This is a genomic window from Labrys wisconsinensis, from assembly GCF_030814995.1.
In the GTDB taxonomy this organism is placed as follows: domain Bacteria; phylum Pseudomonadota; class Alphaproteobacteria; order Rhizobiales; family Labraceae; genus Labrys; species Labrys wisconsinensis.
Genome location: NZ_JAUSVX010000003.1, coordinates 518507 through 545296 on the forward strand (window position 1 = coordinate 518507; position 26790 = coordinate 545296).

General features: G+C 68.2%; 23 protein-coding genes. 14 read left to right on the top strand and 9 right to left on the bottom strand.

Annotation, left to right across the window (positions count from 1 at the left end; all coding sequences use genetic code 11):
• Positions 1 to 15: 15 nt before the first annotated feature.
• Positions 16 to 780, bottom strand: coding sequence for a phytanoyl-CoA dioxygenase family protein (locus QO011_RS12415; protein WP_307272219.1), 765 nt, complete (start codon positions 778 to 780; stop codon positions 16 to 18).
• 170 nt (positions 781 to 950) lie between these two features.
• On the opposite strand from QO011_RS12415, the gene QO011_RS12420 reads away from it, so the two are divergent.
• From QO011_RS12420 to QO011_RS12435, 4 genes are all read left to right on the top strand, one after another.
• The gene (locus QO011_RS12420; protein WP_307272220.1) at positions 951 to 1802 is read left to right on the top strand and encodes a helix-turn-helix domain-containing protein; all 852 of its coding nucleotides are present in this window, start codon (positions 951 to 953) and stop codon (positions 1800 to 1802) included.
• Between the two features lie 49 nt (positions 1803 to 1851).
• Positions 1852 to 2454, top strand: coding sequence for a TetR/AcrR family transcriptional regulator (locus QO011_RS12425; RefSeq protein ID WP_307272222.1), 603 nt, complete (start codon positions 1852 to 1854; stop codon positions 2452 to 2454).
• 205 nt (positions 2455 to 2659) lie between these two features.
• Positions 2660 to 3112, top strand: coding sequence for a (2Fe-2S)-binding protein (locus QO011_RS12430; RefSeq protein ID WP_307272224.1), 453 nt, complete (start codon positions 2660 to 2662; stop codon positions 3110 to 3112).
• A 14-nt stretch (positions 3113 to 3126) separates the two neighbouring features.
• Complete coding sequence (locus tag QO011_RS12435; RefSeq protein ID WP_307272225.1) at positions 3127 to 5304, top strand: xanthine dehydrogenase family protein molybdopterin-binding subunit; 2178 nt, start codon at positions 3127 to 3129, stop codon at positions 5302 to 5304.
• Between the two features lie 92 nt (positions 5305 to 5396).
• On the opposite strand, the gene QO011_RS12440 is transcribed toward QO011_RS12435, so the two are convergent.
• From QO011_RS12440 to QO011_RS12460, 5 genes are all read right to left on the bottom strand, one after another.
• On the bottom strand, positions 5397 to 6899 hold the full coding sequence (locus QO011_RS12440; protein ID WP_307272227.1) for a sulfatase: 1503 nt from the start codon (positions 6897 to 6899) through the stop codon (positions 5397 to 5399).
• 33 nt (positions 6900 to 6932) lie between these two features.
• Complete coding sequence (locus tag QO011_RS12445) at positions 6933 to 7988, bottom strand: ABC transporter ATP-binding protein (protein ID WP_307272229.1); 1056 nt, start codon at positions 7986 to 7988, stop codon at positions 6933 to 6935.
• Positions 7989 to 8006: 18 nt separating this feature from the next.
• Positions 8007 to 8837 (bottom strand): carbohydrate ABC transporter permease, encoded by an 831-nt coding sequence (locus tag QO011_RS12450; RefSeq protein WP_307272230.1) that lies wholly within the window; start codon positions 8835 to 8837, stop codon positions 8007 to 8009.
• On the bottom strand, positions 8837 to 9718 hold the full coding sequence (locus QO011_RS12455; RefSeq protein WP_307272232.1) for a carbohydrate ABC transporter permease: 882 nt from the start codon (positions 9716 to 9718) through the stop codon (positions 8837 to 8839). The genes QO011_RS12450 and QO011_RS12455 overlap by 1 nt, the downstream gene beginning before the upstream one ends.
• Positions 9719 to 9821: 103 nt before the next feature.
• Positions 9822 to 11183 (bottom strand): extracellular solute-binding protein, encoded by a 1362-nt coding sequence (locus QO011_RS12460; RefSeq protein ID WP_307272233.1) that lies wholly within the window; start codon positions 11181 to 11183, stop codon positions 9822 to 9824.
• Positions 11184 to 11336: 153 nt separating this feature from the next.
• Between QO011_RS12460 and QO011_RS12465 the strand changes: the two genes are divergently transcribed.
• The 3 genes from QO011_RS12465 to QO011_RS12475 all read left to right on the top strand — a co-directional run bounded on the left by QO011_RS12465 (position 11337) and on the right by QO011_RS12475 (position 14309).
• Entirely contained in the window at positions 11337 to 12308 is a 972-nt protein-coding gene (locus tag QO011_RS12465) for a LysR family transcriptional regulator (protein WP_307272344.1), read from the top strand.
• A 106-nt stretch (positions 12309 to 12414) separates the two neighbouring features.
• Positions 12415 to 13791: a sulfatase family protein gene (locus tag QO011_RS12470; RefSeq protein ID WP_307272235.1), complete on the top strand. Its 1377-nt coding sequence runs from the start codon at positions 12415 to 12417 to the stop codon at positions 13789 to 13791.
• A 125-nt stretch (positions 13792 to 13916) separates the two neighbouring features.
• Positions 13917 to 14309 (top strand): GFA family protein, encoded by a 393-nt coding sequence (locus QO011_RS12475; protein WP_307272237.1) that lies wholly within the window; start codon positions 13917 to 13919, stop codon positions 14307 to 14309.
• A 134-nt stretch (positions 14310 to 14443) separates the two neighbouring features.
• Here QO011_RS12475 and QO011_RS12480 read toward each other — a convergent pair whose 3' ends face one another.
• Positions 14444 to 14869 carry a GFA family protein gene (locus tag QO011_RS12480; RefSeq protein WP_307272238.1) on the bottom strand — a complete coding sequence of 142 codons (426 nt, stop codon included), beginning with the start codon at positions 14867 to 14869 and terminating at the stop codon, positions 14444 to 14446.
• Between the two features lie 222 nt (positions 14870 to 15091).
• Between QO011_RS12480 and QO011_RS12485 the strand changes: the two genes are divergently transcribed.
• Positions 15092 to 15535, top strand: coding sequence for an NUDIX hydrolase (locus QO011_RS12485; RefSeq protein ID WP_307272240.1), 444 nt, complete (start codon positions 15092 to 15094; stop codon positions 15533 to 15535).
• 91 nt (positions 15536 to 15626) lie between these two features.
• Here QO011_RS12485 and QO011_RS12490 read toward each other — a convergent pair whose 3' ends face one another.
• Together QO011_RS12490 and purU are read right to left on the bottom strand one after the other, a co-directional pair.
• Positions 15627 to 16112, bottom strand: a complete 486-nt coding sequence (locus QO011_RS12490; protein WP_307272241.1) for a DUF1003 domain-containing protein — start codon at positions 16110 to 16112, stop codon at positions 15627 to 15629.
• A 120-nt stretch (positions 16113 to 16232) separates the two neighbouring features.
• Positions 16233 to 17087: a formyltetrahydrofolate deformylase gene (gene purU, locus QO011_RS12495; RefSeq protein WP_307272243.1), complete on the bottom strand. Its 855-nt coding sequence runs from the start codon at positions 17085 to 17087 to the stop codon at positions 16233 to 16235.
• Between the two features lie 213 nt (positions 17088 to 17300).
• On the opposite strand from purU, the gene QO011_RS12500 reads away from it, so the two are divergent.
• The 6 genes from QO011_RS12500 (at position 17301) to QO011_RS12525 (ending at position 26776) form a co-directional block, all read left to right on the top strand.
• Positions 17301 to 18746 (top strand): amidase, encoded by a 1446-nt coding sequence (locus QO011_RS12500; RefSeq protein ID WP_307272245.1) that lies wholly within the window; start codon positions 17301 to 17303, stop codon positions 18744 to 18746.
• Positions 18747 to 18875: 129 nt separating this feature from the next.
• The gene (locus tag QO011_RS12505) at positions 18876 to 19148 is read left to right on the top strand and encodes a hypothetical protein (RefSeq protein ID WP_307272247.1); all 273 of its coding nucleotides are present in this window, start codon (positions 18876 to 18878) and stop codon (positions 19146 to 19148) included.
• Positions 19149 to 19480: 332 nt separating this feature from the next.
• The gene (locus tag QO011_RS12510) at positions 19481 to 22849 is read left to right on the top strand and encodes an ATP-binding protein (protein WP_307272248.1); all 3369 of its coding nucleotides are present in this window, start codon (positions 19481 to 19483) and stop codon (positions 22847 to 22849) included.
• Complete coding sequence (locus QO011_RS12515) at positions 22846 to 24060, top strand: YcaO-like family protein (protein ID WP_307272250.1); 1215 nt, start codon at positions 22846 to 22848, stop codon at positions 24058 to 24060. Before QO011_RS12510 ends, QO011_RS12515 begins: the two co-directional genes overlap by 4 nt.
• Positions 24057 to 25379 carry a TfuA-like protein gene (locus QO011_RS12520; protein ID WP_307272251.1) on the top strand — a complete coding sequence of 441 codons (1323 nt, stop codon included), beginning with the start codon at positions 24057 to 24059 and terminating at the stop codon, positions 25377 to 25379. Before QO011_RS12515 ends, QO011_RS12520 begins: the two co-directional genes overlap by 4 nt.
• Complete coding sequence (locus QO011_RS12525) at positions 25376 to 26776, top strand: gluzincin family metallopeptidase (protein ID WP_307272252.1); 1401 nt, start codon at positions 25376 to 25378, stop codon at positions 26774 to 26776. The genes QO011_RS12520 and QO011_RS12525 overlap by 4 nt, the downstream gene beginning before the upstream one ends.
• Positions 26777 to 26790: the final 14 nt, after the last annotated feature.

Genomic DNA, 26790 nt, shown 5'->3' on the forward strand with positions numbered 1-26790 from the left:
GGCGCCGCCACCGCGTCAGGACGCCATGCGGAACGAGCCCGCCGGCACCTTGCGCAACTCCTCGTAATTGCCGTATTCGCGCACCTTCTTGAACGGCGCGTTCTCCACCGCGTTGTAGGAACAGATATAGCCCCAGCGATAGGTGTCCGAGCGGTTCGCATCGGAGCGGTGCAGGAGGTTGCCGTCGAAGACCAGGGCGTCGCCCTCGTCCATCTCGACATAGACGTGCTCGTAGCGCCTGAGCGCCGCCTCCAGGTGCTCCTGCTCGACATTGGTCTGGCCGTCCTCGCGGACATGGTTGAGGCGGCCGAGCTTGTGCGTGCCCTTGAGCACCTGCAGGCAGCCGTTCTCGCGCGTCGCCTTGTCGAGGGCGACATAGATGCTCATCATCTCGGGCGCGAGGCAGCCGTAATTGTACCAGTAGCCGAAATCCTGGTGCCACTCCCAGGCGCCGCCCTCGTTGGGCTGCTTCATCGTCATCTTGTGGCTGTAGAGGTAGACCGGCTTGCCGACGGCGTCCTGCGCCAGGTCGACCATGCGCTCGTCGCGCGCCAGGAGCCCGTACTGGTCGTCCTCGGCCCTGGTCCACATCTTCAGCAGGGTGGTCTTGCCCTCCTTGTCGCCCTTGGACATCACGCCGCCGGCGCTGGTCTCGGCCTCGAGCTGCCGCCGCGCCTGGCCGCGGAACGCGGCGACCTCGTCGGCGCTCAGCAGTCCCCGGCGGATGATATAGCCGTCGCGAGCATAGAGGCCCGCCTCTTCCCTGGTCATCGCGATCATCGGTCTCTTCCCGGTCCCGACGCGGCGGCCATTCTGCCGTTCCGGCCTTCTCGCGCCCTTGCGGGGCGCCGGGCCGCTGCGTCGATGTCCTCACCTAGCGCAGCGAGCCTATGCCGGCCGGCCGCCCTGGAAAATGGACGAACTGCACAGAGTTTTTGTATAAAACGCGCATGAGCAAGACGACCGCTTTCCTGGAAAGCCTGCACTATGTCCCCGAGGCGGGATGGACCCGCAGCGCCTTCAGCGTGGTGCGCGCCGGCAAGGTGGCGGCCGCGCCGGGCTACGGCATCGAGCGCGCCAGCCATACCGGCCAGGACATCCTCTACTGCCTCTCCGGCGCGGGCCTGGTCGAGACGCTGGGCCAGCGGCTGGAGGTGCAGGCGGGCCAGCTCGCCTGGATCGCCAACGAAGCGCCGCACGCGCATCGGGCCGACACGCTGGCGCCGTGGACGCTGCTCTGGTTCCGCTTCGACGGGCCGAACCCGCCGGCCCTGCGCGCGAAGCTGTTCGGCGACGGGGCGCCGCGGGCAACGATGCCGGAATCCGGCCCGCTCGCCGCCTGGTTCGAGCGCCTGTTCGCGGCGATGCGCGGCCGCGAGATCGGCCTCGACCTGCGCCTCAACCAGCTCGTCGGCGAGTTCCTGGCCATCGTCGACCAGGCGCGGCTCGGGCCGGAGGCGCCGCGCCTACCCGCGACGCTGATCGCCACGCTGGCCGCCATGCGGGCCGACCTCAAGCGAGGCTGGGACGCCGACGAGCTCGCCGCGCTGACCCGCCTCAGCCCATCGCAGACACGGCGGCTGTTCCGCCGGCACCTGCGCGCCAGCCCGCGGCAATGGCTGCTGCGCGAGCGGCTGATGCACGCCCAGTCGCTGATCGTCCAGAGCGGGGCTCCGCTCGCCGAGATCGCCGAGACGTGCGGCTTCTGCGACGTCTACCACTTCAGCCGCGACTTCAAGCGCTCGGTCGGCCTCTCCCCCGCCGCCTGGCGCCGCAGCGAGCTCGGCGGGAGCGGGCGGTGATGGGCCCTGCCCGCTAGACGACCGGTCTAATTTCGCGCATGGTGCCGCCATGCTCGCTGCCAATGCCGACGTCCGGCAACATATCCTCGAGGTCGCCAAGCCGATCATGCTCGGCAAGGGCTTTGCCGCGGTCGGGCTGAACGAGATCCTGCAGGCGGCGGGCGTGCCGAAGGGCTCGTTCTACCACTACTTCGAATCCAAGGACGCCTTCGGCGAAGCGCTGCTCGACGCCTATTTCGCAGGCTATCTCGAGCAGGTCGACGCCGTGCTGACCGCGGGCGGCGGCAGCGCCGCGGAACGGCTGATGCGCTACTGGGCGCGATGGCGGGAGACGCAGGCGAGCGACGATCCGCAGTGCAAATGCCTCGCCGTCAAGCTCGGCGCCGAGGTCAGCGACCAGTCGGAGGCCATGCGGGCGGCGCTGCTGCGCGGCACGGACCGGCTCGTCGACCGCCTCACACGCGCCGTTGCCGAGGCCATTGCGGACGGCTCCGTCGACAGCACCATCGCTCCGTACGCGACGGCCGTGACGCTCTATCAACTCTGGCTCGGCGCCAGCCTGCTCGCCAAGATCACCCGCACCGGCCAGCCCTTCGACGCCGCGATCGCCGCGACCCGACGGATCCTGAGCCTGCCCGACCAACCCGCCTGATGCCGTGACACAAGAGCCTCATCCAATTGCGCCGACACTCTAGACGACTGGTCTAATTCAAGAGGAGTTTCAAACTGTAAGCCCCGAAGCTTCGACCGGAGGTCGAAGCGGCACCGCCGTCGAGGCTCCGGAGCTCCCTCCCTCCCCGCGTCAGTTCGTCCCCGCGTTTCGTCGCGTACCCCCTCCCTCCAACAGCGAGGCAACCATGGCCTTCACCCTCACCATCAACGGAACCGCGCATGCGGTCGATGCCGACGGCGACACGCCGCTCCTCTGGGTGCTGCGCGACGTGCTCGGCATGACCGGCACCAAGTTCGGCTGCGGCGCGGCGCTGTGCGGCGCCTGCACGGTGCATGTCGACGGGCAGGCGGTGCGCTCCTGCGTCACCACCATCGACAGCCTCGGCGACAGCAAGGTCACCACGATCGAGGCGATCGGCGGGACGGCGCAGGGCAAGGCGCTGCAGCAGGCTTGGCTCGACCTCGAAGTGGTGCAGTGCGGCTATTGCCAGTCCGGCCAATTGATGTCGGCGGCGGCCCTGCTCGCCGGCACGCCGAAGCCCACCGATGCCGATATCGACGCGGCGATGTCCGGGAATGTCTGTCGCTGCGGCACCTATCAACGCATCCGCGCCGCGATCCATCGCGCTGCGGCTTGAGGGGAGCTGAAATCATGCCTGATGGTTCGCAGACGCCCGCGCTCGACCGCCGCGGCTTCCTCAAGGCCGGTGCCGCCCTCGGCGGCGGCCTCCTCGTCACCTTCGCCCTGCCCGCAGGCCTGCGGCCCGCCGCCCTGGCGGCCGAGGCCACAGCCGGCTTTGCTCCCAACGCCTTCATCCGCATCGACCGCCAGGGCGTGGTGACGCTGGTGATGCCGATGGTCGAGATGGGCCAGGGCATCTACACCGCGCAGGCCATGCTGCTGGCGGAGGAGCTGGAGGTCGGCCTCGACCAGATCCGGTTCGAGCCGGCGCCGGCCAACGACGCGCTCTACACCAACCCCCTGATCGGCATCCAGGCGACCGGCGGCTCGACTTCGGTGCGCGCCTTCTGGACGCCGCTGCGCCAGGCCGGGGCCGTTGCCCGCACCCTGCTGATCGCCGCGGCGGCCAGGCAATGGGGCGTCGACCCCGCGACCTGCCGGGCCCAGCGCGGCGTCGTCTCGGATGCGACCGGGGCGCGCCATCTCGGCTATGGCGAGCTCGCCGATGCCGCGGCTGCCCTGCCGGTGCCCAAGCCCGACGGCGTGGCGCTGAAGCAGCCGTCGGATTTCACGCTGATCGGCAAGCCGGCCAAGCGGATCGACACGCCCGACAAGGTCAACGGCAAGGCGCAATTCGGCATCGACGCCAGGCTGCCGGGCATGAAGGTCGCGGCGATCGCCATCTCGCCGGTGTTCGGCGGCAAGCCGAAATCGCTCGACGAGGCGGCGGCCCTGGCGGTCAAGGGCGTGCGCCAGGTGGTCAGGACCGACGACGCCGTCTCGGTGGTCGCCGACCATATGGGCGCGGCGAAGAAGGGACTCGAGGCTGCCGCCGTGCAATGGGACGACGGCCCGAATGCGACGCTCAGCAGCGCCGACATCGTGCGCCAGCTGGAGGAGGCCTCCAGGCAGCCCGGCGCCGTGGCGCGCAACCAGGGCGATGCCGCGGCGGCGCTGGCCGGGGCGGCCCAGCGGCTCGAGGGGATCTACCAGGTGCCGTTCCTGGCCCATGCGGCGATGGAGCCGATGAACTGCACCGTGCATGTGCGCCGGGATGGCTGCGACATCTGGGTCGGCACCCAGGTCCCGACCCTGGCGCAGGCCGTGGCCGCTCAAATCACGGGCCTGCCCAAGGAAGCCATCATTGTGCACAACCACCTGATCGGCGGCGGCTTCGGGCGCCGGCTCGAGCCGGACGGCGTCGCCCATGCCGTCAAGGTGGCGCAGCAGGTGGACGGGCCGGTGAAGGTGATCTGGAGCCGCGAGGAGGACATCCAGCACGACATGTACCGGCCTTACTATTTCGACCGGCTCGCGGCCGGGCTCGACGCCGCGGGCAAGCCGGTCGCCTGGACCCATCGCGTCTCCGGCTCCTCGATCATGGCGCGCTACTTCCCGCCCGCCTTCAAGGACGGCGTCGATCCCGATGCGGTGGAGGCGGCGGCCGAGCCGCCTTACGCGCTGCCCAACATCCATGTCGACTATGTCCGGGTCGAGCCGCCGGGCATCCCGACCACCTGGTGGCGCGGCGTCGGCCCGACCCACAACGTCTTTGTGGTCGAGAGCTTCATGGACGAGTTGGCCGCGGCGGCCAAGCAGGATCCGGTCGCCTATCGCAAGGCGCTGCTCGGCCACAATCCGCGCGCGCTCGCCGTCCTGACCCTGGCGGCGGACAAGGCCGGCTGGGGCGAGCCGTTGCCGGCGGGGCGCGGGCGCGGCGTCTCCGTGCAGTTCGCCTTCGGCAGCTATGTCGCGATGGTGGCCGAGGTCGGGGTCGGCAAGGACGGCGCGCTCAGGGTGGATCGCCTGACCGGCGTCGTCGACTGCGGCCTGCAGGTCAATCCCGACACCATCGCGGCGCAGGTCGAGGGCGGCGCGATCTTCGGCCTGACCGCGGTGCTGCACGGCGCCATCACGCTCAGGGATGGACGGGTCGAGCAGGGCAATTTCGACACCTACCTGCCGATGCGCATCGACGAGGTGCCCGTGATCGAGACCCACCTCGTCACCAGCGCCGAGGCCCCCGGCGGCATCGGCGAGACCGCCACCGTCGCCGTCGGCCCGGCCGTGGCCAACGCCGTCTTCGCCGCCACCGGCAAGCGCATCCGCACGCTGCCGATCAACACGGAGCTGCTCAAGTCGACCTGAGCCCTGCCGAGCCGAATGTCGCGGATCGGAACGCGGTTCCGGCCCGCGGCATTCCGCCAGGACGTCGAGACGCCGTCTCCGGCCGCGCCCGATCAGGCGTCTCCGCGCTGAAGCTTCAGTCGCGCAAAGGCCTCCGGCGGCGCGTCATTGTCGCGCATCAACGCCCGCATGAACGCGACCATCCGCGCCTCGGCTTCGAGATCGGCAAGCGGCGCCGCCTGGCCCGGATCGGTTTCGAGGTCGTAGAGCCTCGTGTCGTTCTCCAGGATCGCGCCCGGGCCGTAATTGTCGAACATCGGCGAGCGCTCGATGACCGGCACCTTGAGAAGCGGCACCTCCTTCGTCCAGGCAAAGGGCCGGGCGAGCGTGGCGCCCGACAGTTCCTCCGGCGTGAAGGGTTTGGTGATGTGGGTCGGCATCACGGTATACTGGTAGATCTCCTGCCTCTTCAGGTCGTCGGGATACCGGTGATAGGTGTAGCGGCCGTCCGTCACGTTCACCGCGCCGCCGAAATAGCCGAAGATCAGCGCCTCGCGCCGGTTTTCGCGCAAGAGGGACATGCCCTGGGTTTCGGCCGGCGGCTCGACGCCATGAAGGTCGAGGAAGGTCGGGCCGACATCGACGGACTGGGTCAGACGGCTTACGCGCCCGGCACCCGGATCGCGCGGATCGTGGATGAAGAGCGGGATGTGGACGATCTCCTCATACATGTTCATCCGGTTCTTGGCCCAGAAATCATGCTCGCCAAGCAGGAAGCCGTGGTCGGTGGTCACCACGAGCGCCGTGTCCCGCCACATGTCGTGCCGGTCGAAGTCGTCGAGAAGCTGGCCGAGCAGGAAATCGCACAGAGACACGATGGCGTAGTAGTTGGCGCGAAGCTCGTCGGCCTCTTCCGGCAGCTCCTCGACGCGGCCATAGCGCGGCCAATCGCGAATCGGGCCGTTCCAGCCGGTCTTGAAGGGTTCCTTGAAACGTTCGGGCGCAAAGAAGGGCTCGTGCGGGTCGAAGGTCTCGATCTGGAGCAGCCAGTCATCGGCATCGCGGTTGATGTCGAGGAACTCGAGGCCGTGCGCGAAGCATTGCACCGAGGGGAAATCCTTCTCCTCCTTGATGAACTCGCGGTTGATCATATAGGGGCCGTATTTGCTGATCGGGCCGGTCGCTCTCTGCGCGTGATGGTATTTCTCGCGCAACCGTTCCCAATGCGGCTGCACCATTGCCTTCCAGGGATCCGACTCCTGTCCGCGCACGAATTCGAACGTCGAATACCGGTTGTGATAGGTGGCGCCGCCATCTTCCCAATAGTGATAGTGGTCGGTGATCAGATGGGAATGGATGCCCTTCTGCTTGACGAGCTCGGGAAAGGCATTGTCGAACGGTTCGAGCGGCCCCCAGCTTCGATGCAGAAAGGTCAGACGGCCGGTGAGCAGGTCGCGCCGGGCGGGCATGCATGGCAGCGAGCCGACATAGTGCTTGTCATAGACTTTGCTGCGGGCGGCGAGGCGGTCGAAATTCGGGGTCGGGATGCGCGTGCCGCCATAGCATCCCAGCATATGGCGGTTGAGTGAATCGAAGAGCACGAAGACCGTCTTCATCGTGAGTCCTTTGGATGCCCTGGGAGGCGTGTGTCAGACGCGGGTGCCCGTCGCGGCGCTGAAGAGGTGCAGGTTCGCGGCGTCGAAGCCGAGGCTGATCCGTTCGCCGATCGAGACGCCCGGCCGGCCCGGCGTGCGCCAGCAAAGGTCGCGGCCGCCGCCGATATCGACAAAGACATAGGTTTCGGCGCCGAGGTTCTCGATCACCTGCACGGTGCCGGGGATGCCGGCATCCGCTCTTTGCAGGTGCTCGGGCCGGATGCCGATCTCGACCTTCTCTTCCGAAGGCGTGCCGGCGAGGGGGATCTCGATGCTGCCGCTCGTCGCGGCGATGGTGAGGCGCCCGGCCCCGGCCGCCCCCTCGAGCAGATTGATCGAGGGCGAGCCGATGAACTGCGCCACGAAACGGTTCGCCGGCCTGTCATAGAGGGCGAGCGGCGAGCCCGCCTGGGCGATCCGGCCCTTGTCGAGCACCACGATCCGGTCGGCCATGGTCATCGCCTCGACCTGGTCGTGGGTGACATAGATCGAGGTGGCGCCGATCCTCTGGTGCAGCTTGCGGACCTCGGTGCGCATCTGCACGCGCAGCTGCGCGTCGAGATTGGAAAGCGGCTCGTCGAACAGGAACACCTTCGGCCGGCGGACGATGGCCCGGCCCATGGCGACGCGCTGGCGCTGGCCACCGGACAGGGCGCGCGGCAGGCGGTCGAGATAGTTGCCGAGCGCCAGGGCGCCGGCGGCGTTGTCGACGGCCGACCTGATCTCCCGCTCCGGCGCCTTCCGGAGCGTCATCGAGAAGCCCATGTTCTTCTCGACATTCATATGCGGATAGAGCGCGTAGGACTGGAAGACCATGGCAATGTCGCGCTCGCGGGGCTCAAGGTCGTTGACCACGGTCCCGCCGATCGAGATCTCGCCGCCGGACATGTCTTCCAGTCCCGCGATCATGCGCAGCAGCGTGGACTTGCCGCAGCCCGAAGGGCCGACGAGCACGACGAACTCGCCGTCGCGGATATCGAGGTCCACGCCCTGGATGATGGCGATCGCGCCGAACCGCTTCTGGACATTCCTGAGACGGACATCAGCCATGGATCATTGCTCCATCGTTCACTTGACCGCACCCATGGTGAGGCCCTGCACGACGAAGCGCTGACCGAAGAACATCAGCACGAGCGCGGGGATCGTCGAGAGGACGGAGGCGGCGGCCATCTGGCCGTACTGGATTTCATATTGCTGGGCGAAGCGGGCGATCGCGACCGGCACCGTGGCGGTAGCCCGGCTCGTGAGGTTGAGCGCGACGGAGAATTCATTCCACGAGAAGACGAAGGCGAGCACGCCGGCGGCGATCAGGCCCGGGGTCACCAGAGGCAGCGAGATCCGCCAGAAGGCATCGATCCTGCGGCAACCGTCGACCATGGCGGCCTCTTCGATATCCCTGGGCAGGTCGCTGAAATAGGCCATCATCATCCAGATCGTCATCGGCAGATGCAGCGCGATATGCGTGAGCACGACCGCCGTCAGCGATCCCGACAGGCCGATTTCGCGGGAGATCAGGTACCAGGGGCCGACCAGCGTCAGCGGCGGGATCATGTTGAAGATCAGGGTCCAGCCGAGGAAGCCGGCCGATATCCACTTGCTCCACGTCAGCCGGCTCAGCGAATAGGCGGCGAGGGTGCCGACGATCAGCACGAAGAAGGTCGAGATCGCGGCCACGACGAAGCTGTTCAGCACGTTCCTCGGAAAATCCGAGCGTCGGGAGACGAGCACGTCGGCATAGTTGAAGAGCGTCGGCGGGAAGATCCAGGATCCTTTCAGGATCTCGATCTCGTATTTGAAGCTCTGCAGCGCGACCCACAGAAACGGCCCGATGATGATGAAGACGCCGAGCGCCAGCAGCAGGATGCCGATGATCCTGGAATAACCGCGGAGGACCAGCATCAGCGGCTTCCCCCGACAGCGGCGCCGACCCGCCGGCCGACCCACAGGAAGGCGATCGTGGCGGCGATGATGGCGAACGACAGCGTGGCGCCGTAGCCCAGCTCGTTCTGCATGAAGAAGACCCTGTAGAGGTGCAGGCTCACCACTTCCGTCGACGTGCCGGGACCGCCCGAGGTGAGCAGGAAGATCTGGTCGAACACCTTGAAGGCGAGGATGGTGCGAAACAGCATCGCCACGACGATGGCCGGCTTCAGGAGCGGGATGACGATCTTGAAGGCGATGTCGTGGTTGCGCGCGCCATCGACGCGCGCGGCCTCGATCACCTCCTTCGGCACCCCCTCGACGGCCGCGAACAGGATGAGGAAGACGAAGGGCGTCCAGTGCCAGACATCGACGATGATGACGGATATCAGCGCCAGCGAGGTCGAGCCCGTCCAGTTGACGGGCGACAGTCCGAGCGCGGTGAGGGCCTGGTTGAACACGCCGAAATCGTGGGAATACATCAGCTTCCACATCGAGCCGATCGCGACCGGCGGCATCAGCACCGGGACGATCAGCACGGTGCGCACGATGCCCTTGAGGGCGGTGATCGATGCCACGAGGATGGCGAGCGCCAGCCCGAGCACGATCTCGATGATGACGGAGGCAAAGGCGAAGACGACCGTGTTCCAGAGCGCGATGCGGAAGATCTCGTCGCCGATCAGCGACCGGAGATTCTGCATCGGCGTGAACGTCCAGACCTCCTGCGCCTGCTCGAACCTGATGGTCGAGACCGACATGAACAGGAGGTTGACGATCGGGTAGATCGTGAGCAGCAGCAGGAGGACGGCGGCCGGCCCGAGGGTGAACCATTTGAGATGGCGATCGATGAAGTCCGTCACGTGTCCCTCTCGGCGCAGGGAAAATCGATCCGGCCGGGCTGGCCTCGTTTCCGGCAATGTCCGGGCAGATGGCGCTCTCGGCGCCGCAGGCCCTCGCCGCCCGTCACTCCGGGAGAGGCGCCAGCATGCCCGTCTTGCGGCCGCCCTTCTCGAACAGGGCGTGGATCTCCTCGGCCATCTTGTTGAGCGCAGCTGCCGGGCTCATCTCGCCGATCAGCGCCTGGTTGAGGCGCAGCCCCATGATCTGGTTGATCGCCGGGCCTTCTCGATACCCGAGGAGCTGCCTGCCGCCCTTGATCTCCGCGAGATAGGCCGGCATCCAGCGGAACCTGGCCTGATCCTTGAGATCGGATTCGAAGACGTCGGAGCGCACCGGAATGCCGCCGCCCTCGGCATAGGCATATTGGGCCTTGTAGGTCAGGAACCATTTCGAGAACGCCACCGCGCCTTTCTTGCCGGCATCGGACGCGTTCTTCGGAATGGCGAGGACCCATGAGCCGATCGAGACGCCGGGCTGGCCGTCCGGCGTGGCGCGCGGCAGCGTCGCCGCGTAGACCTTGTCGACGACGGCGGATTTCTGCGGATTGTCGAAGTTCGGGAAGGCGGCGACCACGGCATGGGCCTGCATGCCCTTGCCGGTCTGCATCAGCTGGATCAGGTCGCCCTGGCCGAGCGTCGCATAGTTCTCGGGCCCGCATGTCTTGGCAACCTCGATGAACTTGTCGAGCGCCTGCTTCACCTCGGGGCTGTTGACCGTCACGGTGAAGTCGCCGTCGGCGGCGTCCTTCTCGACATTGCCACCATAGGCCAGCATGTAGGCCATGAAATCATAGTAGATCCCATCGCCCTTCTCGCCGCGCTGCAGATAGCCATAGGCCTGCGGCGGATCGTGCAGGACCTTGCAGTTGGCGATGACGTCGTCGAACGTCGCCGGAACCTTCAGGCCCTTCTCGTCGAAAACGTCCTTGCGGTAGTAGAAGAGCTGGACATTGCCGTTCGGGGCGTAGCCCATCAATTTGCCGGACGCGCAGGTGCGGAACTTCCTGGCCTCATCCCAGCAGCCGGCGTCGTTGAGCGTCAGGACTTCGGGATCGAGCTTGAATCCCGGATCGATCTCGTCGAGCGGCTGCAGGAAGGCGCCTTCGTAGAATTCGACGGTGCTGATCGAATTGATGTTGATGAGGTCGAGCGGGCTGGTGCCGCTGGAGCGCACCGCGGAGCGGGCCTTTTCCAGCATGCCGTCGAAGGGCGTGGCCTCGAGATTGACCTCGTTGCCGGTCTGCTCGGTATAGAGATCGACGACCTTCTCGAAGCCCTTGTACCAGGGTGACGAATTGATCAGGATGGTAATCGGCGCCTGCTTGCCGACATCCAGGAAACTCTCCTCGGCGCCGGCGCTGCCCGCGAACACGAAATTGAAGGCAACCGCGGAAACTAACGCGCGCGAATATTGCGTCAAAGGCATCGATTCCTCCCTGCGACCGGTCCCGGACCCGCTTGTTTTCTCAAAGCCAAAGGCAGACCTCCATTCTTGGTGTGGAGCAGCTTTGCCGTCGTCGCCCGCGTCGTTGGCCCGAGCACCATAGTTCTGGATGCCATGACGTAAAAATGATATATGATGCTCCTCACAATAACTTTGAGGAATGCCTTGGATCGCAATCTTCGCGCCTTCCTCGCCGTCGCCAGATCCGGAAACCTGACGGCGGCGGCCGACATGATCGGCCTGACCCAGCCGGCGCTGACCAAGACGATCCGCAAGCTGGAGCTGGATTTCGGCGCGAGGCTCTTCGACAGGACGACGCGCGGCATGGTGCTGACGCCTGCCGGCACCCTGCTTCTGGAACGTTCCCAACTCATCGAGATGCACTACAAGCACGGCAAGGAGGAGATACGCCTGCTCAAGACGGAATCGCTCGATGAGTTCCGCATCGCGGCGGGCATCGCCTATCACGCGGCGATCGCGCCGGACCTGGTGCGCAAGCTGAGCGTCGAGTTTCCTTCGACGCGCTTCGTGCTGGAATTCAAGGTGGCCAACCACGCCTTGCCGAAGCTGATCAGCGGAGACCTCGATCTCGTGCTCGGCGCCTTGCAGATGACACCCTCGGAGGGCATCGATGCCGAGCCGATCCTCAGGGTGGACATCACCGCCTTCGCCTGCAGGGACAGCGCATTGGGCCAGGCCGAAAGCACCTCGCGGGCAGGCTTCGCCAGGAAAACCTCTCCCGCAGCGCTCGCGGGCAAGAAATGGATCGTCTACCAGCGCGATCCGGTGATGGCCGGGCGGCTCAGGTCCTATTGCGCCGAATATCTGCTTCCGGAGCCGCAGATCGTCATGGAAATCGACTCGCTTCATGCGAGTTTCCGGGCGGCGCGCGGCACGGATTACCTGACAGCCGCCGCCTCGCTGCTTCGACAGACCGCGGAAGAGACCGGGCTGGTGATGCTCGATCTCGAAAGAAGGATCTGGCATTTCGAGTCCGGTGCCTCGTACCGGCGGTCGCTGCGCAATTTTCCGATCATGAAGCGCGCACTCGAGATCGTGCGGGACCTGGCCAACGAATTTCAGCCCAACCATTCCCTGAGGTTATGACGGAAGCGCCATATATCATTTTTCGGATGAGCATCGGCTCGCTATCACTGCCTCCGACACGACGGGCCGCCATTGCCGGCCTCGAATGCGGGAGGCGTGAAGCACCGTGAGGACATCGAACGTCATCGTCTTCTTCACCGACCAGCAGCGGCACGACACGACCGGCGTGCACGGCAATCCCATGGGTCTGACGCCGAATTTCGATCGGCTGGCGCGGGCCGGCACCCATCTCTATCACTCGTTCACCAGCCAGCCGCTCTGCGGGCCGGCGCGCTCTTCGATGCAGACCGGCCGTTTCGCCACGCAGACCGGGGTCTTCCGCAACGGCATACCGCTTGCCGACGACGCGGTGACGATCGCAAAGACCTTTGCCGACAACGGCTACAAGACCGGCTATATCGGCAAATGGCACCTTGGTGGCTCCGACCCCGTGCCGAAGCAGGAGCGGGGCGGCTACCAGAGCTGGCTCGCCGCCAACCTTCTCGAATTCACCTCGGATGCCTACGATACCGTCGTCTACGACGTCGACGACCAGAAGAAGAAGCTGCCCGGCTATCGCGTCGACGCGTTGACCGATGCGGCGATCCGCTATTGCGACGACCACCAGAACGATCCTTTCTTCCTCTTCGTCTCGTTCCTCGAGCCGCATCACCAGAACCACACCGACGATTATCCGCCGCCGGACGGCTACCGCGAGCAGATGGCGGCCAACATATGGACGCCCCCGGACCTGGCCACGCTCAAGGGCACCAGCACCTGGCATCTCGGCGGCTATTACGGCATGGTGAAGCGCCTCGACGAGGCCTTCGGCCGGCTGATGGATGCGCTGAAAAGCCTCGATCTGCTCGACAACACGATCGTGATGTTCACGTCAGACCACGCCTGCCATTTCAAGACGCGCAACAACGAATACAAGCGCTCCTGCCATGAGAGCGCGGTGCGGGTACCGACCTTGATCACCGGCCCGGGATTCCTGGCGGGCGGGCAGGTGCGCGCGCTCTTCAGCACCGTGGACGTGGCGCCGACCCTTCTCGATGCGGCGGGCATCGCGGTGCCCGGGGACATGACCGGCAAGTCGATCCTGCCGGTGATCCGCGACCATCGCGCGCCGTGGCGGCAAGACATCTTCTTCCAGATTTCCGAGACGGAAACCGGCCGCGCGCTGCGCACGGACCGCTGGAAATATGGCGTCACCTCCGACTATGACGAAGATCTCCCGCGCTCGGACGTCTATCGCGAGAGCTACCTCTACGACCTCGCCAATGATCCCTACGAGATGGTCAACCTCGTCGGGATGACGCCGTTCCGCGAAACCGCCGACGATCTGAGGAAGCGACTGCTGGCGTGGATCGCCGAGGTCGAGGATGGCCACCAGCCCGAGATTCGCGATGCCAAGCCACGTTTCCCGCGCCAGCACCGCCTGAAGCCTGGCGACCTGATCGGAGCGCAGGATCGCGAGCGTGACGTGGATCCGATCGAATGAGGAGCGATCCGGTCAGCAGGCTCGAGCCGGCCCGCCGCGAGGCCGGATGGCGCTTCCGGCGCGCAGATGCAAGGACATGGCGCACGATCACCAATCCGACCGCCTGATGTCAGAGGAGACGCAGCATGGACCGTTTCACCGGCGGCTGCCTGTGCGGCAACGTCCGGATCGTGGCGTCGGGACGCCCATACCGGGTCGGCCTTTGTCACTGTCTCGACTGCCGCAAGCATCACGGGGCCCTTTTCCATGCGTCGGCGGTGTTTCCTCAGGATGCGGTGACGATCGATGGCGAAACACGCGACTATGCCGGGCGGTTTTTCTGTCCCCGCTGCGGCTCGTCCGTTTTCGCGCGCAGCGCCGACGAAATCGAAGTGAACCTCGGGTCCCTGGATGCTCCTGACCAGCTGACGCCGACCTACGAAAGCTGGATAATCCGCCGCGAGTCCTGGTTGCCGCCGTTTCCGCTCACGCGACGATACGACCGCGATCGTGATGCCACGGGCCGCTTCGAGGGCTAGGTCGCACCACCGGCAGCTTTCACATCGAGGGCCATGCGGGCGATCACGCCGGCGCGTCAGGGAAGACCGACCTTGCGGGCGCCACGGCCCTTGGCGCCGCCGTCGTGGCGCCAAGGGCGGATCGCAGCGCCGGCCTATTCGGCGATCATCTCGCCGGAGCCGCCGAACTCGGTCGGAAAATCCTTCAGCTTCGGCAACCCGTCTCGCATCGGCAGCACCGTCTCGGCATAGTTGACATGGACGGCGGGGACGAAGGCGAGGCTCGGCAGCGTCGCCGCGAACACGTCCACCAGGCCGAGGGTGGGATGATCGGTCATCAAGTGCCCGCCGCACCGGGCGCAATATTGGCGCCGGCTCGCCGGGGTCTTCTGGAAGGTGGCGACATGCTGGGCTCCCGCGACGATCGCCACGGCTTGCGGCTTCCACAGGCTGAAGGCGTTGACCGGCCCGCCGGACCAGGAGCGGCACGACCGGCAGTGACAATAGCCCATCGCCTCCGGCGCGCCGGTAGCCTCGAGCTCGACGGCGCCGCAGAAGCAGCTGCCGATATGATGCGTCATGTTCGAAACCCTTTTTGCTTGGCGCCCCCCATGCGTCCGCCGCCCCGGAGGGGCGGACGACGCGGGGCGACCCTACGATGCCGGGCGCCGGGCTTCACGTTCCGTCCGTAACGTCCGTCGCACTGCCCGGCAGCCGGGTCCGAAGCACAGGCCGCCTTGAGCACCGGCCCGAATCCAGCCAAGGCTAGGCCTCGGCATGCCGCCCTGCCGATGGAATCCAGCATGAGCCCGAAGCAGCCGCCGCCGATCCGCATTGCCGCCGCCCTCCTCACCGATGCGGCGGGCCGGCTGCTGCTGGTGCGCAAGCGCGGCACGCTCGCCTTCATGCAGCCGGGCGGCAAGATCGAGCCGCAGGAAGAACCGGTCGCGGCGCTGGTCCGCGAGCTCGGCGAGGAGCTCGGCCTCGCCGTGCCCGCCTCGGCGCTCAGGCCGGTCGGCCGGTTCACGGCGCCGGCCGCGAACGAGCCTGGCTTCACGGTCGAGGCCGAGCTGTTCGCGATCACCACGACGGCCCGGCCGGTGCCGGCGGCGGAGATCGAAGAGATCCGATGGGTCGAGCCGGCCATGGCCGAGGACCTGCCGCTCGCGCCGCTGACGCGCCATCACGTCCTGCCGCTGCATCGGCCGGCGGTCGGCAGGCCCGCCGCCCGAGCGCCGGAGCACTGAGGCCGGCCCTGCCGCTCTCGACGTCGCCGCCGGTCGCAGCGAATCCAGCCGTGGCCGTCCGTGGCTGCTGAGCAGGTTCGGGAGAACCCGCTCAGGGAAGACGCTCTTCCAGCTTGCGGATGATGCGAATGAGCTCGGCCACCTCGGTTTCACGCAGCAGGTCGAGCTTCTGGTGCAGAAGCTCGATCTCCAGCTCCGCCTTGGTGTTGACGTCGTAGTCATGGGTGGCTGCGGCCCGATCGATGGCGGCCTGCCGGTTCTGGCTCATCATGATGAACGGCGCCGCATAGGCCGCCTGGAACGACAAGGCGAGATTGAGCAGGATGAAGGGATAGGGATCCCACTGCTCCACGAATGCCGTGACGTTCAGCACGATCCAGATCAGCAATATGACCGACTGGGCGATGATGAAGGGCCAGGATCCCATCATTGCGGCCACGCTGTCGGCAACTCTCGCCCCGAACGTCGCGCTGTCGGCCGGAGGCGGCTTGCGTTTGCGACGCGCCGCTCGGAGCGCTTGGAGAAGCTTGGTCTCTTCCTCGTGCAGATGATGCGAGATGCCTGCGAGGTAGCTCATGGCGTTCTCTCCGGGGATCGCCCTGGCGTGCCGACGAGTCGTGGCTTTTCCGGGGCGAGTCCGGGCGGGAGCCTTCGAGCGTCGACGAAAGCATCCCTGGGGCGAGAGCCGCCCGCGCCGCTACTGGAAGACGATCGTCCTGTGGCCGTTCAGCATGACCCGCGATTCGAGGTGATACTTCACGGCGCGGGCCAGCACGCGGCTCTCGATGTCGCGGCCGGTCGCCACGAAATCCTCCGCGCTCATGGTGTGCGACACCCGCTCGGTCTCCTGCTCGATGATCGGGCCCTCGTCGAGGTCGGGGGTGACGTAATGGGCGGTGGCGCCGATCAGCTTGACGCCCCGGTCATAGGCCTGGTGGTAGGGCTTGGCGCCCTTGAAGCTGGGCAGGAAGGAATGGTGGATGTTGATCACCTTGCCATAGAGCCGCTTCGACAGGCTGTCGGACAGCACCTGCATGTAGCGCGCCAGCACCACCACGTCGGCGTCGGTCGCCTTGACCAGGGCGAGCAGCTTCTCCTCCTGATCCTTCTTCAGATCCTTGCTCACCGGCCAGTGGTGGAAGGGGATGGCGTGGGCGTCCGCCGTGGCGCGGCTGTCCTCGTGGTTGGAGACGATGGCGACGATGTCGGCGGCGAGCCAGCCGACCCGGATCTGGTAGAGCAGGTGCAGCAGGGCGTGGTCGAACTTGGAGACCATGGCGATGATCTTTGGCCGCCGCGCCCGGTCGACGAGGGTGGTGCGCATGCCGAAGCGCTCGATCGCCGGCGCCAGCGCCCGGCGGATCTCGCCCTCGCCGATCGCCGCCGGCGCGGCGAAGGCGAGGCGCATGAAGAAGCCGTTGGTCTGCTGGTCCCAGAACTGGTTGCTCTCCAGGATGTTGGCGCCGATCTCGGCGAGCTCGGTGGTCACGGCCGCCACGATGCCCGGCCGGTCGTCGCAGGAAAGGGTGAGGGTGTAGACGCGGTCAGACATGGGTCGGTCCGGGAGCCTTCGAGGAGAGGATGCGTGCAGCGGCAATGCCGCAGTCGCGATCTTACGCTGCACTGCACAAACCGCATCAGGAAAATCCGACGGCCGGCGTCGCGAATGGAATGATGGCCGCTCCCCCTCTCGGATCGAGCGCCGGAATCCTGCTATGCAGCTGGGCAAGAGACCGGCGCGGCCGATGGGAGAGGACGCAGAGACATGGCGAGGGTGACTTCGGATCTGGTGCGGCTCTATGCCGACAGCGACGCGTTGGCCCTGGCGGAGCTGGTGCGCGGCAAGCAGGTCTCGCCGCTCGAGCTGGTCGAGACCGCCATCAGCCTGGTCGAGGCCTTGGATCCCAGGCTCAATGCCGTGGTGATCCGCACCTTCGACCTCGCGCGGCAGGCGGCGCTGGCGCCGCCGACGGGCCCGTTCGGCGGCGTGCCGTTCCTGCTCAAGAACATCGCCTCGATGTGGCAGGGCACGCCGCTGACCAACGGGCTGGGCTATTTCTCCGACTTCGTCTGCGACCATGATTCGGAGATGGTCCGCCGCATCAAGGCGGCGGGCTTCCTGCTGGTCGGGCGCAGCAACACGCCCGAATGCGGCTGGTCGATCGGCACGGAGCCGCGGCTCTACGGCCCGACCATGAACCCCTGGAACCCGGCCATCACCTGCGGCGGGTCGAGCGGCGGCGCCGCCGCGGCGGTGGCGGCCCGGATCGTGCCTTTGGCCGAGGCCTCGGACGGCGGCGGCTCGATCCGCGTGCCGGCCTCGTGCTGCGGCCTGGTCGGCCTGAAGCCCTCGCGCGGGCGCATCACCTACGGGCCGGAAGCCGTGGACCTGTGGTTCGGCAGCATCGCCATCTTCTGCGTGACACGCACGGTGCGCGACAGCGCCGCCTATCTCGACGCGGTCGCCGGCCCGATGACCGGCGATCCCTATCTCGCCCCGACGCCCGCGAAGGGCTGGCTGGCCGGGCTCGCCGAGCCCCCTGCCCGGCTGCGCATCGGCTACACCCTCGCCGCGCCCTGGGGCCCGCCGGTCGCATCCGACGTGGCCGCAGCGCTGCACGAGACGCTGCGCCTGCTGGAGCGCCTCGGCCATCACGTCGAGGAGCACGACCTCGCCGTCGACCTCGAGCAGGTCTGGCCGCACTACAACGCCATCAACGCCGTGGAGACCGCGGCCGATTTCGACCGCGTGACGGCCGCCAACGGGCGGCCGATCGGCGAGGCCGACTTCATGCCGCTCAACTGGTCGCTGCTGCAGCACGCCCGCTCGCTGTCGGCGGTGCAGTATTCGGAGAGCATCGCCGCGGTGCGCAAGGCCAGCCAGCGCCTCGCCATCGAGCTCGCGCCCTACGACGTGTTCCTGACGCCGACCCTGACCCAGCCGCCGCGCCCCGTCGGCTACTGGTCGATGGAGGACGGCGACCGCCTGCGCTATCTCGCGCGCTGGTCGGATGCCGCCTACATGTTCGCCTTCAACCTCTCCGGCCTGCCGGCACTGTCGGTGCCGGCGGCCATGGCGGACGGCGCGACGCCGATCGGCCTGCAGCTGGTCGGCCGCCACGGCGACGAGGCGACGCTGCTGCGCCTGGCCCGGCAGATGGAGGAGGATCTGCGCTGGGACCTGCGGCGGCCGCCGGTCTCGGCGGGATGAGGGCGCCGGCGCCGGGCGCGTCGGTCCAGCCGCTGGAAGCGCCGCCTGCGTCCGCAGCCCTGTCGGAAGCGCTTGTCAGTTCCCTGAGATATCGGTGCGGGTCCGCCCCCGACCTGGTCCGGCACGTCCATGGTCCGGTTCACGGCCGCTATCCTGCTGCTGGGCGTCCGCTGGGATCGGCGGCGCGCTGGCGCCATCGCCGACCCGTCGGAGCGGGTCAAGGCGCAGGGCGCGAACGAACTCCTGGTCTGCATCGTGACGGGCGTGGGCGCGTTGCTGGCACGCGAGATCTCCGCCGGCGGCGGCTGGCAGGCCGCGATCCTGCTCGCGTACCCGCTGCTGGCGCTCGCGGGGCTCTCGACGCTGCACTATGCCCGGCGTGAGCGCCGGGCGCGCAGATAAGAATTGCCGCCTCATCAGGGCTGGACGCCATCTCGTCCTCGACGTTCAGGCACGGATGGGCGGACCGATGGCGGTCGTCGGCTGTGCGATGCCGCACGGTTGTCTCCGTCCGCACGTGCTGGAAGAGCAGCGCCTCTGAAACCTCCGGTGCGGCCCAGATCGGCGGCACGACGGTGATCGTCGCACAGGGGCGAAAAGGAGCCTTCGCTCTGTGGCGCATTCCCAGCCTCTTCCCCCGGGACATCATCCTCGAAGCGACGTTCGTCACGAAGCGACCGGACCACTGGTGATACCTGTTGCTTGTGCGGTCTGAGTCTGAGAGGTTCCGCGCGATGACGAATTCCCTCGATCTGGACGCTCTGCTCCGCGCAGCCGGACTGACGCATCGCATGGATGCGTTCCAGGCGCACGGGATCGAGCCCGCCCAGCTCGAGATGCTGACCGACGCGGACCTGCGCGAGCTGGAACTGACCATCAGCGAGCGCATGCGCTTCCGGGAAAGCCTGCGCGAAGCGCAGCAGAGTGGGGCCGAGCGGCCGGCGGCGCATGCCGAGCGGCGACCGCTCACCGTGATGTTCGTCGATCTCGTCGGCTCGTCCGCGCTCGGCGAGCAGCTCGACGACGAGGACATGCTGGAGGTCATCCGCGAATATCGCGAATTCTGCGGCGGCATCATCTCGCGCTACGGCGGCACTGTGGTGCGCTTCGTCGGTGACGGCATCCTGGCCTATTTCTGCTACCCCATCGCCCATGAGAACGATCCGGAGCGCGCGGTGCGGGCGGCGCTGGAGATCATCGAGGAGATCGGCACGCTGCGGCCGCTGGCGCAGGCGCCGCTCCAGGCCCGCATCGGCATCGCCACCGGCCGGGTCATCGTCGGCGATCTCCTGGCGGGCGGCCTCGCCGACCGGCAGACCATCGTCGGCTCCACGCCCAACTTGGCGGCCCGCCTCCAGTCGGTGGTGCCGGCCAACGGCATCGCCATCTCGGAAGTGACCCACGAGCGGGTCGCCGCCCTGTTCCAGGTCGAGGATCTCGGGCTCCTTGACCTGAAGGGATTCGCCCAGAACCAGCACGCCTTCCGCGTGGTGCGACAACTGCACGAGCGGGCGCGGGCGGCCGCGAGCGCGCCCATCCGCCTGACGCCGCTCTTTGCCCGTGAGGCGGAGCTTGCGGCGCTGCACGACCATTGGACCAAGGCCGAGGCCGGACAGGGCGGCGCGGTGCTGGTCCTGGGCGAGGCTGGCATCGGCAAGTCGCGCCTGGTCGAGCGCTTCCTCAGCGTCCAGCAGGACCGGCCCGCCGCGGCGCTGACGCTGAGCGGGTCGCCGTTCCACGAGAACAGCCCGCTCCACCCTTTCCTGCTGCAGTTCCGGACGATCGCCGCGCGCTCCACCGCCGGCGCGCCCTCCGTCGGCATCGAAGAGCTGCGCGCGGCATTGCGCGGCACGCCGCAGGTCCGGGACCAGGCGGCCGACGTGATCGGCCGACTCCTCGGACTGACCGCGCCGGAAGCGGAGAGCGCGCTGGCGCCGGAGAAGCAGAAGCAGGTCCAGTTCGAGGTGCTGGCCGAGCAGATCCTGGCCTGGTCGGAGGACGGCCCGCTGTGCATCCTCGCCGAGGACCTGCACTGGTTCGATCCTTCCTCGCGGGAACTCCTTGCGGCGCTGATCGAGAAGGCGGCGGCGAGATCCGCCCTGCTGGTGCTGACCTCGCGCGACACCCCCGATGTCCGCGACTGGGCCGCGGGGGCCGGCGTTCCGCAGCTGCGGCTGGCGCGGCTCGACGACGACGAAGCCGCGGCCATGGTGCAGAGCCTGTTCGGCGACCAGCCGGTGCCGATCGAGGTCGCCTACCGCATCGCCGAGAAGACGGACGGCATTCCCCTGTTCATCGAGGAGTTCGTCCGGCCGCTGCTGCGCTCGAAGGAGCTGGTCGACTGGAGCAAGGTGGTGTTCGGCGAAACCGGCTCGGTCTCGATCCCGGCATCCCTGCACGAGGCCTTCATGGCGCGGCTCGACCATTCCGGGCCGGCGAAGGAGCTGGCGCAGGTCGCGGCCGTGATCGGCCGGGTGGTGCGCCGGGACGTGCTGGCAGCCGTGGCGGCGACCAGCGCGGCCGAGCTCGGCAATGCGCTGGCCTCCCTGCAGCAGGCCGACGTGCTGCAGCCGACGCAGGTCGGCGGGCAGGACTGCTACGCGTTCGGCCATTCCCTGGTGCGCGATGCGGCCTATGACAGCATCCTGCGCGAGCGGCGGCGGGCCCTGCATGCGGGGGTGGCGCGGGCGCTCCAGGCCCTCGATGCCGACGGGGCCGTCCCGCAGCCGGAACTGCTGGCCGCGCATCTGACCGAGGCGGGTCTCGGCGAGGAGGCGGTGCCGCATTGGATCGAGGCGGGCCGCCGCAGCCTCGCCGGCTCGGCGCCGCTCGAAGCGACCAGGCTGCTGGGGCGCGGCCTGGAGATCCTGCGGACGCTGCCGCCGACCGAAGGCAACCGCGACCTCCGGCTCGACCTCGTCGCTCTGTTCGGACCGGCCTTGATCGCGGTCAAGGGCCCAGGCTCGGAGGAGACGCGCGCCGTCTACAACGAAGCCTACGAACTCTGCCTGGATCTGCCGGACAGTGACCGGCACTTTCCGGTATACTGGGGCTGGTGGCGCGTTTCCCGCGATCATTTCGAGGTGAAGGATCGAGCTGAGGCCCTGTATGAGCGCGCGAGCGGACGACGCGACGCACAATTCCTGTTGCAGGCGCATCATTGCAACTGGGCCAGCCATTTCACCACCGGCCATCTGCAGCGTTGCTGCGAGCACATCGAAGCCGGCCTGGCGATCTACGAGAGCGGCGACTACCGAGACCACGCCTCCCTCTACGGCAACCACGACGCCAAGGTGTGCGGCCACGGCTCGGCGGCGCAGGCCTATTGGATGCTCGGCCGCCTCGACGCGGCGAGCGCGGAAGAGCGCAAGTCGCTGGCCTGGGCCTATGAGCTGCGCCATCTCGGCAGCACGATCCACGCCATGGACATGGCGCTGCTGCACCAGTGCTACCGCCGCGACCACGTCCGCACGCTGCGCCAGGCCGAGGAGCTGGTCGCCTTCGCCGGGGATCGGGGCTTTGCCGACCATCATGCCAAGGGCCTGATCTTCCGGGGATGGGCCAGCGCGATGCAGGGCGCGGTGGCCGACGGGCTCGAGGTCGTCGCCAGAGGCCTCGATCAGCAGCGCCGGATCGGCACGATCGAGGACTTCCCGATCTATGTCTGCCTGCTGGCGGAAATGCTGGCGGCTGCGGGCAAGCCCGAGCGGGCGCTGGAGGAGCTGACGACTGCCCGGCGGGAATTCGACGCCGTCGGCCTGCGCAACTGGCTGCCGGAGGTCTGGCGCATGACCGGCGACATGATCCTGGCCGCCGATCCCGCGGCGATCGAGGCCGCGCGCGCCGCCCATGACGAGGCGCGCCGCATCGCCGAGACCCAGGGCGCAGCCATGCTGACCCTGCGGATCGCGATCAGCGAGGCGAAGCTCGCCGAGCGCATGGGCCTGCCGGAGCAGGCGCATGCACGCCTCGCGGCGGCGCGCGCGGCGATCACCGGCAACGGCAGCGCGGACCTGCACCTCGCCGGCAAGCTGCTCAACGCGCTCGAGGCCAAGCTCGGCGCTCCGCCCCCGCCGGCCAAGAGACCACGAGCCAAGCCGTGACCAGCCCGACGCAGAAGCCGGCGGCGAGCGAGGCGGCCAATGGCCCCGACATCGTCCTCGCCCGGCTCCTCCCGCTCATGCCGGCGATGGGCATCACCCGTCTCGCCAACCTCACCGGGCTCGACATCCTCGGCATTCCGGTCGCCGCCGCGGTGCGCCCCAATTCCCGGTCCCTCGCCGTGCACCAGGGCAAGGGCCTGACGCTCGCCGCCGCCAAGGTCTCCGCCGTGATGGAGGCGGCGGAAGCCCACCATGCCGAGTTCATCGACGCGCCGCTGCGCTGGGGTCGGCGGCGGGACCTGCCGGTCCCGACCGTCGATCCCGCGCGGCTGCCGCGCATGCCGGGCGACGGCGATCCGGAGGAGGACCGCTGCCTCTGGATCGAAGGCCGCGACCTGATGACGGACGCCCCCTGCTGGGTGCCGCACGAGCTGGTCCATGCCGACTATACCGCCCCCCAGCCCGCCGGCAGCGGCCTGTTCCAGGCGACGACCAACGGCCTTGCCGCCGGTGCCACGCCGCAGGCGGCCATGGCGCACGGGCTGTGCGAAGCGATCGAACGCGATGCCATGGCCCTCTGGTACGATGCCGGCGCGGCCCTCGGTGCCGCCGCCCGGGCGCTGGACCTCGCCTCGGTGCGGGATCGCATCTGCGCGGAGCTGCTGCGCCGCATCGAGGCGACGGGCGCCGCCATCGCCGCCTGGGACGTGACCTCGGATATCGGCCTGCCCACCTTCGTCTGCATCATCGTGGCGCCCGACGACGATCCGCACGGCGTGGAGACGGAACTGGGCGCGGCCTGCCATGCGGATCCGGCCACGGCGCTGCTCAAGGCCCTGCTGGAAGCGGCGCAGACGCGCATCACCCGCATCTCCGGCGCCAGGGACGATTTCGGAACCGAGTCCTACGACCGGCCGGCGCGCGAGCGCTGGATGTCCGAGGGACAGGCCTGGCTCGCCGCAGCGCGCGGTCCCCGCAGGACCGCGATGCCGGCCGCTGCCCCTGCGCCGGCGTCGGCGTCGCATGCTCTCGACGCCATCCTCGACCGCCTGCGCCGATCCGGCTTCGAGCAGGCGATCTGGGTCGACCTGACCAAGCCCGGGATCGGCATCCCGGTCGGCCGGGCGATCGTGCCGGGCCTCGAAGGGCCGTGGACGACCGACGGCGACTATGCTCCGGGTGACCGCGCCCACCAGGGGGCCGAGCCGTGACGACGGGCCCGATCGTCGTCTTCCTCGGCCCCTCGCTCCGTCGTGAGGACGCCGAGGCGCTGCTGCCCGGCGGCGTCTTCCTGCCTCCCGCCCGGCAGGGCGACGTCTATCGCGCCGTGCGCGCCCATCGGCCGGCAAGGATCGGCCTGATCGACGGAGTGTTCCTCAACGTGCCGGCCGTGTGGCACCGCGAGCTGCTCTGGGCGCTGGCGCAGGGCATCGCCGTCTTCGGAGCAGCCAGCATGGGCGCCCTCAGGGCGGCCGAGCTCGCCGCCTTCGGCATGGTCGGCGTCGGCAAGATCCACGCGGCCTTCCGGGACGGGCGCTATCCCCCCTTCGAGGACATGTTCGAGGACGACGACGAGGTCGCGATCGCCCACGGGCCGAGCGAGCTCGGCAGCATGCCGGTCTCGGACGCCATGGTCGACATCCGCGAGACCCTGGCGCTGGCGCAAGCCGAAGGCCTGCTCGATCGCGTCGAGCGCGACGGGCTGGCATCGGCGCTGAAGCGTCTGCACTTTTCCGAGCGTTCCTTCGCCCGCCTGGCCGACGCCGCGCGAGACGTCCTGACGGCGGACCGGGCGGGAGCCTTCTCCGCCTGGCTCGATGGTCACGCCCTGTCCCAGAAGGGCCGGGACGCGGCCGAGCTGCTGCGCCGCATCGCCGCCGAGGAGCGGGCGGCGGCGCCCCCGATTCCCGTCCGCCTGGAGCCTGCCCTGGTCTGGGAGCGTTTCGTGGCGGCGGAGCAGGACGCGGAGGCCAGCGCCGAGGAGGAGGTGGTGCTGGCGGAGCTGGGGCTCGACCCGCAAGCCTTCAGGGACGTCGCAATTGCCGCGATGGGCCGTGTCGATCTCGGCCGCGCATCGGCCGGCCTCCCGGCGAGCGAGGCTCTCGCCCGCTTCCGGCGGCGGCGAGGCCTGGCGAGCCGGGCCTCGATCGAGGCCTGGCTGGAAACCAATGCCCTCGACGCCGGCGATCTGCCGCGCATCGTCGCCGGCGAGTCGGCGGCCGACGAGGGGCTCGCGGCCGTGCCGCTCCGACACCTCAGGCGCGCCGTGCTCGACGAGCTCCGGCTGACGGACCGCTATGCCGCCTTGGCCGAGCGGGCGCGCCGCAAGGCCGACGCGACAGGGGCTCGCCGCGCCCTGCCCGCCGCTCCGGTGCTCGACGGCGCCCTGTCCTGGTATTTCGAGCGCCGTGTCGGCACGCCTGTTCCAAAATCACTTGACGCGCATGCGTCTTCTACAGGATTTTCCAGCGCGGACGGCTTCCGGGCCGCCGTTTGGCTGGAATTCCTCTACGGGAACCCATCGACATGATGCCGGGCACGCGCTTTCGGCTCTATCCGCAGTTTGCCAGCGGCTATAAGGCGCCGGAACGGGTGGTGCTGTCCTGCCCGCGCGGCAGCGTCGGTCCGGGACCGGCGGACGCGACGATGTATGCCGTGCATCCCGCCAACAAGTCCGAGCCCTACGACCCTCCGAACTACATGCCGCCCTATCGGGGCACGGTGTTGGCGCCCGCCTGCCCCGACGCGTCGGGCCATTTCGACACCATCCCCGAGCACAGTCCGGAATTTGCGGCCGCCCATCTCTTCGCCTGCGCGCGGCGCGCGCTCGATGTCTGGGAGCATTATCTCGAACGGCCGGTGGTCTGGTGGCACACGGCCGCCTATCCCCAGATCGAGCTCATCCCCGACGTGCGCTGGGACAATGCCCAGTCCGGACCGGGCTTCATCGAGACGGGGGCGCGGGTCGACGAGCAGGGGAACACCGTCCCGTTCTATCTGAACTTCGACGTGATCGCCCATGAGATGGGTCACGCCGTCCTGTTCTCCGAGATCGGCGTGCCGGCGACGGAGCATCTCACCGGACAGTTCCTCGCCTTCCACGAATCGTTCTCGGACATGGTCGCGCTCGTCGCGGCGCTGCATTTCGACAGCGTCATCGACCGGCTGCTCACCCAGACCGACGGCAATCTCTACGTCCTCAACCTGGTCAGCCGCATCGGCGAGATCTCGGACCTCGAGCAGATCCGGACGGCGGACAACATCGTGCAGATGCGCGACGTCGCCGATCTGCGGCTCATGCCCGACGGCACCTGGGTCGACCCGACGGGCCAGGACCGCAACGCCCATCATCTGGCCCAGCCGCTGACCGGCGCGATCTTCGATGCGCTGGTCGACCTCTATCAGGACGGGCTGGTGCGCCGGGGCGCGATCGCCCCGCATCTCGACACGCGGACCTGGCGGCGGGAGGAGGTCGAGGCCTCGCTGGAGTGGGTGCATCGGGCCTCGGCCGAGCAGTTCGCCCATTTCGCCCACGCCTTCCGCGATTCCCTGCTGGAAGCCCGCAACACCATCGGCACGTGCATGGCGCATGTGATGATGACGCTCGACCCGACGGATCTGAGCTTCGACCGGGTCGCCGCCCGCTTCATCGAGACGCTCGTCCTGCTCGGACGCGGCGACCAGGTGGACGCCTTCCTCGACGACTTCCTGTGGCGCGGCATCGATCCCCGCCCGGTCCTGCATGCCGAGCGCCCGACGTCGCCGGGCGAGTGGCGCCGCCTGCCCTATGCGGAGAAGGTGCGACGCGTCGCGGCCACGAAAGGCATCCACGACTGCCGCTGCGCCCACACCTCGTCCTTCATCGCCGCGCGGCGGCTGATGCCGCACCTGCATCGCAGCTCCGCGCCGGAGCATGTTACCTCGTAAGTTGCCGCTGCGTC

What these genes read in the sequence shown, in the direction of transcription:
- QO011_RS12415 (WP_307272219.1), bottom strand. Translation starts at nt 780, where the DNA reads ATGATCGCGATGACCAGGGAAGAGGCGGGCCTCTATGCTCGCGACGGC.
- QO011_RS12420 (WP_307272220.1), top strand. Translation starts at nt 951, where the DNA reads ATGAGCAAGACGACCGCTTTCCTGGAAAGCCTGCACTATGTCCCCGAG.
- QO011_RS12425 (WP_307272222.1), top strand. Translation starts at nt 1,852, where the DNA reads ATGCTCGCTGCCAATGCCGACGTCCGGCAACATATCCTCGAGGTCGCC.
- QO011_RS12430 (WP_307272224.1), top strand. Translation starts at nt 2,660, where the DNA reads ATGGCCTTCACCCTCACCATCAACGGAACCGCGCATGCGGTCGATGCC.
- QO011_RS12435 (WP_307272225.1), top strand. Translation starts at nt 3,127, where the DNA reads ATGCCTGATGGTTCGCAGACGCCCGCGCTCGACCGCCGCGGCTTCCTC.
- QO011_RS12440 (WP_307272227.1), bottom strand. Translation starts at nt 6,899, where the DNA reads ATGAAGACGGTCTTCGTGCTCTTCGATTCACTCAACCGCCATATGCTG.
- QO011_RS12445 (WP_307272229.1), bottom strand. Translation starts at nt 7,988, where the DNA reads ATGGCTGATGTCCGTCTCAGGAATGTCCAGAAGCGGTTCGGCGCGATC.
- QO011_RS12450 (WP_307272230.1), bottom strand. Translation starts at nt 8,837, where the DNA reads ATGCTGGTCCTCCGCGGTTATTCCAGGATCATCGGCATCCTGCTGCTG.
- QO011_RS12460 (WP_307272233.1), bottom strand. Translation starts at nt 11,183, where the DNA reads ATGCCTTTGACGCAATATTCGCGCGCGTTAGTTTCCGCGGTTGCCTTC.
- QO011_RS12465 (WP_307272344.1), top strand. Translation starts at nt 11,337, where the DNA reads ATGCTCCTCACAATAACTTTGAGGAATGCCTTGGATCGCAATCTTCGC.
- QO011_RS12475 (WP_307272237.1), top strand. Translation starts at nt 13,917, where the DNA reads ATGGACCGTTTCACCGGCGGCTGCCTGTGCGGCAACGTCCGGATCGTG.
- QO011_RS12480 (WP_307272238.1), bottom strand. Translation starts at nt 14,869, where the DNA reads ATGACGCATCATATCGGCAGCTGCTTCTGCGGCGCCGTCGAGCTCGAG.
- QO011_RS12485 (WP_307272240.1), top strand. Translation starts at nt 15,092, where the DNA reads ATGAGCCCGAAGCAGCCGCCGCCGATCCGCATTGCCGCCGCCCTCCTC.
- QO011_RS12490 (WP_307272241.1), bottom strand. Translation starts at nt 16,112, where the DNA reads ATGAGCTACCTCGCAGGCATCTCGCATCATCTGCACGAGGAAGAGACC.
- purU (WP_307272243.1), bottom strand. Translation starts at nt 17,087, where the DNA reads ATGTCTGACCGCGTCTACACCCTCACCCTTTCCTGCGACGACCGGCCG.
- QO011_RS12500 (WP_307272245.1), top strand. Translation starts at nt 17,301, where the DNA reads ATGGCGAGGGTGACTTCGGATCTGGTGCGGCTCTATGCCGACAGCGAC.
- QO011_RS12505 (WP_307272247.1), top strand. Translation starts at nt 18,876, where the DNA reads ATGGTCCGGTTCACGGCCGCTATCCTGCTGCTGGGCGTCCGCTGGGAT.
- QO011_RS12510 (WP_307272248.1), top strand. Translation starts at nt 19,481, where the DNA reads ATGACGAATTCCCTCGATCTGGACGCTCTGCTCCGCGCAGCCGGACTG.
- QO011_RS12525 (WP_307272252.1), top strand. Translation starts at nt 25,376, where the DNA reads ATGATGCCGGGCACGCGCTTTCGGCTCTATCCGCAGTTTGCCAGCGGC.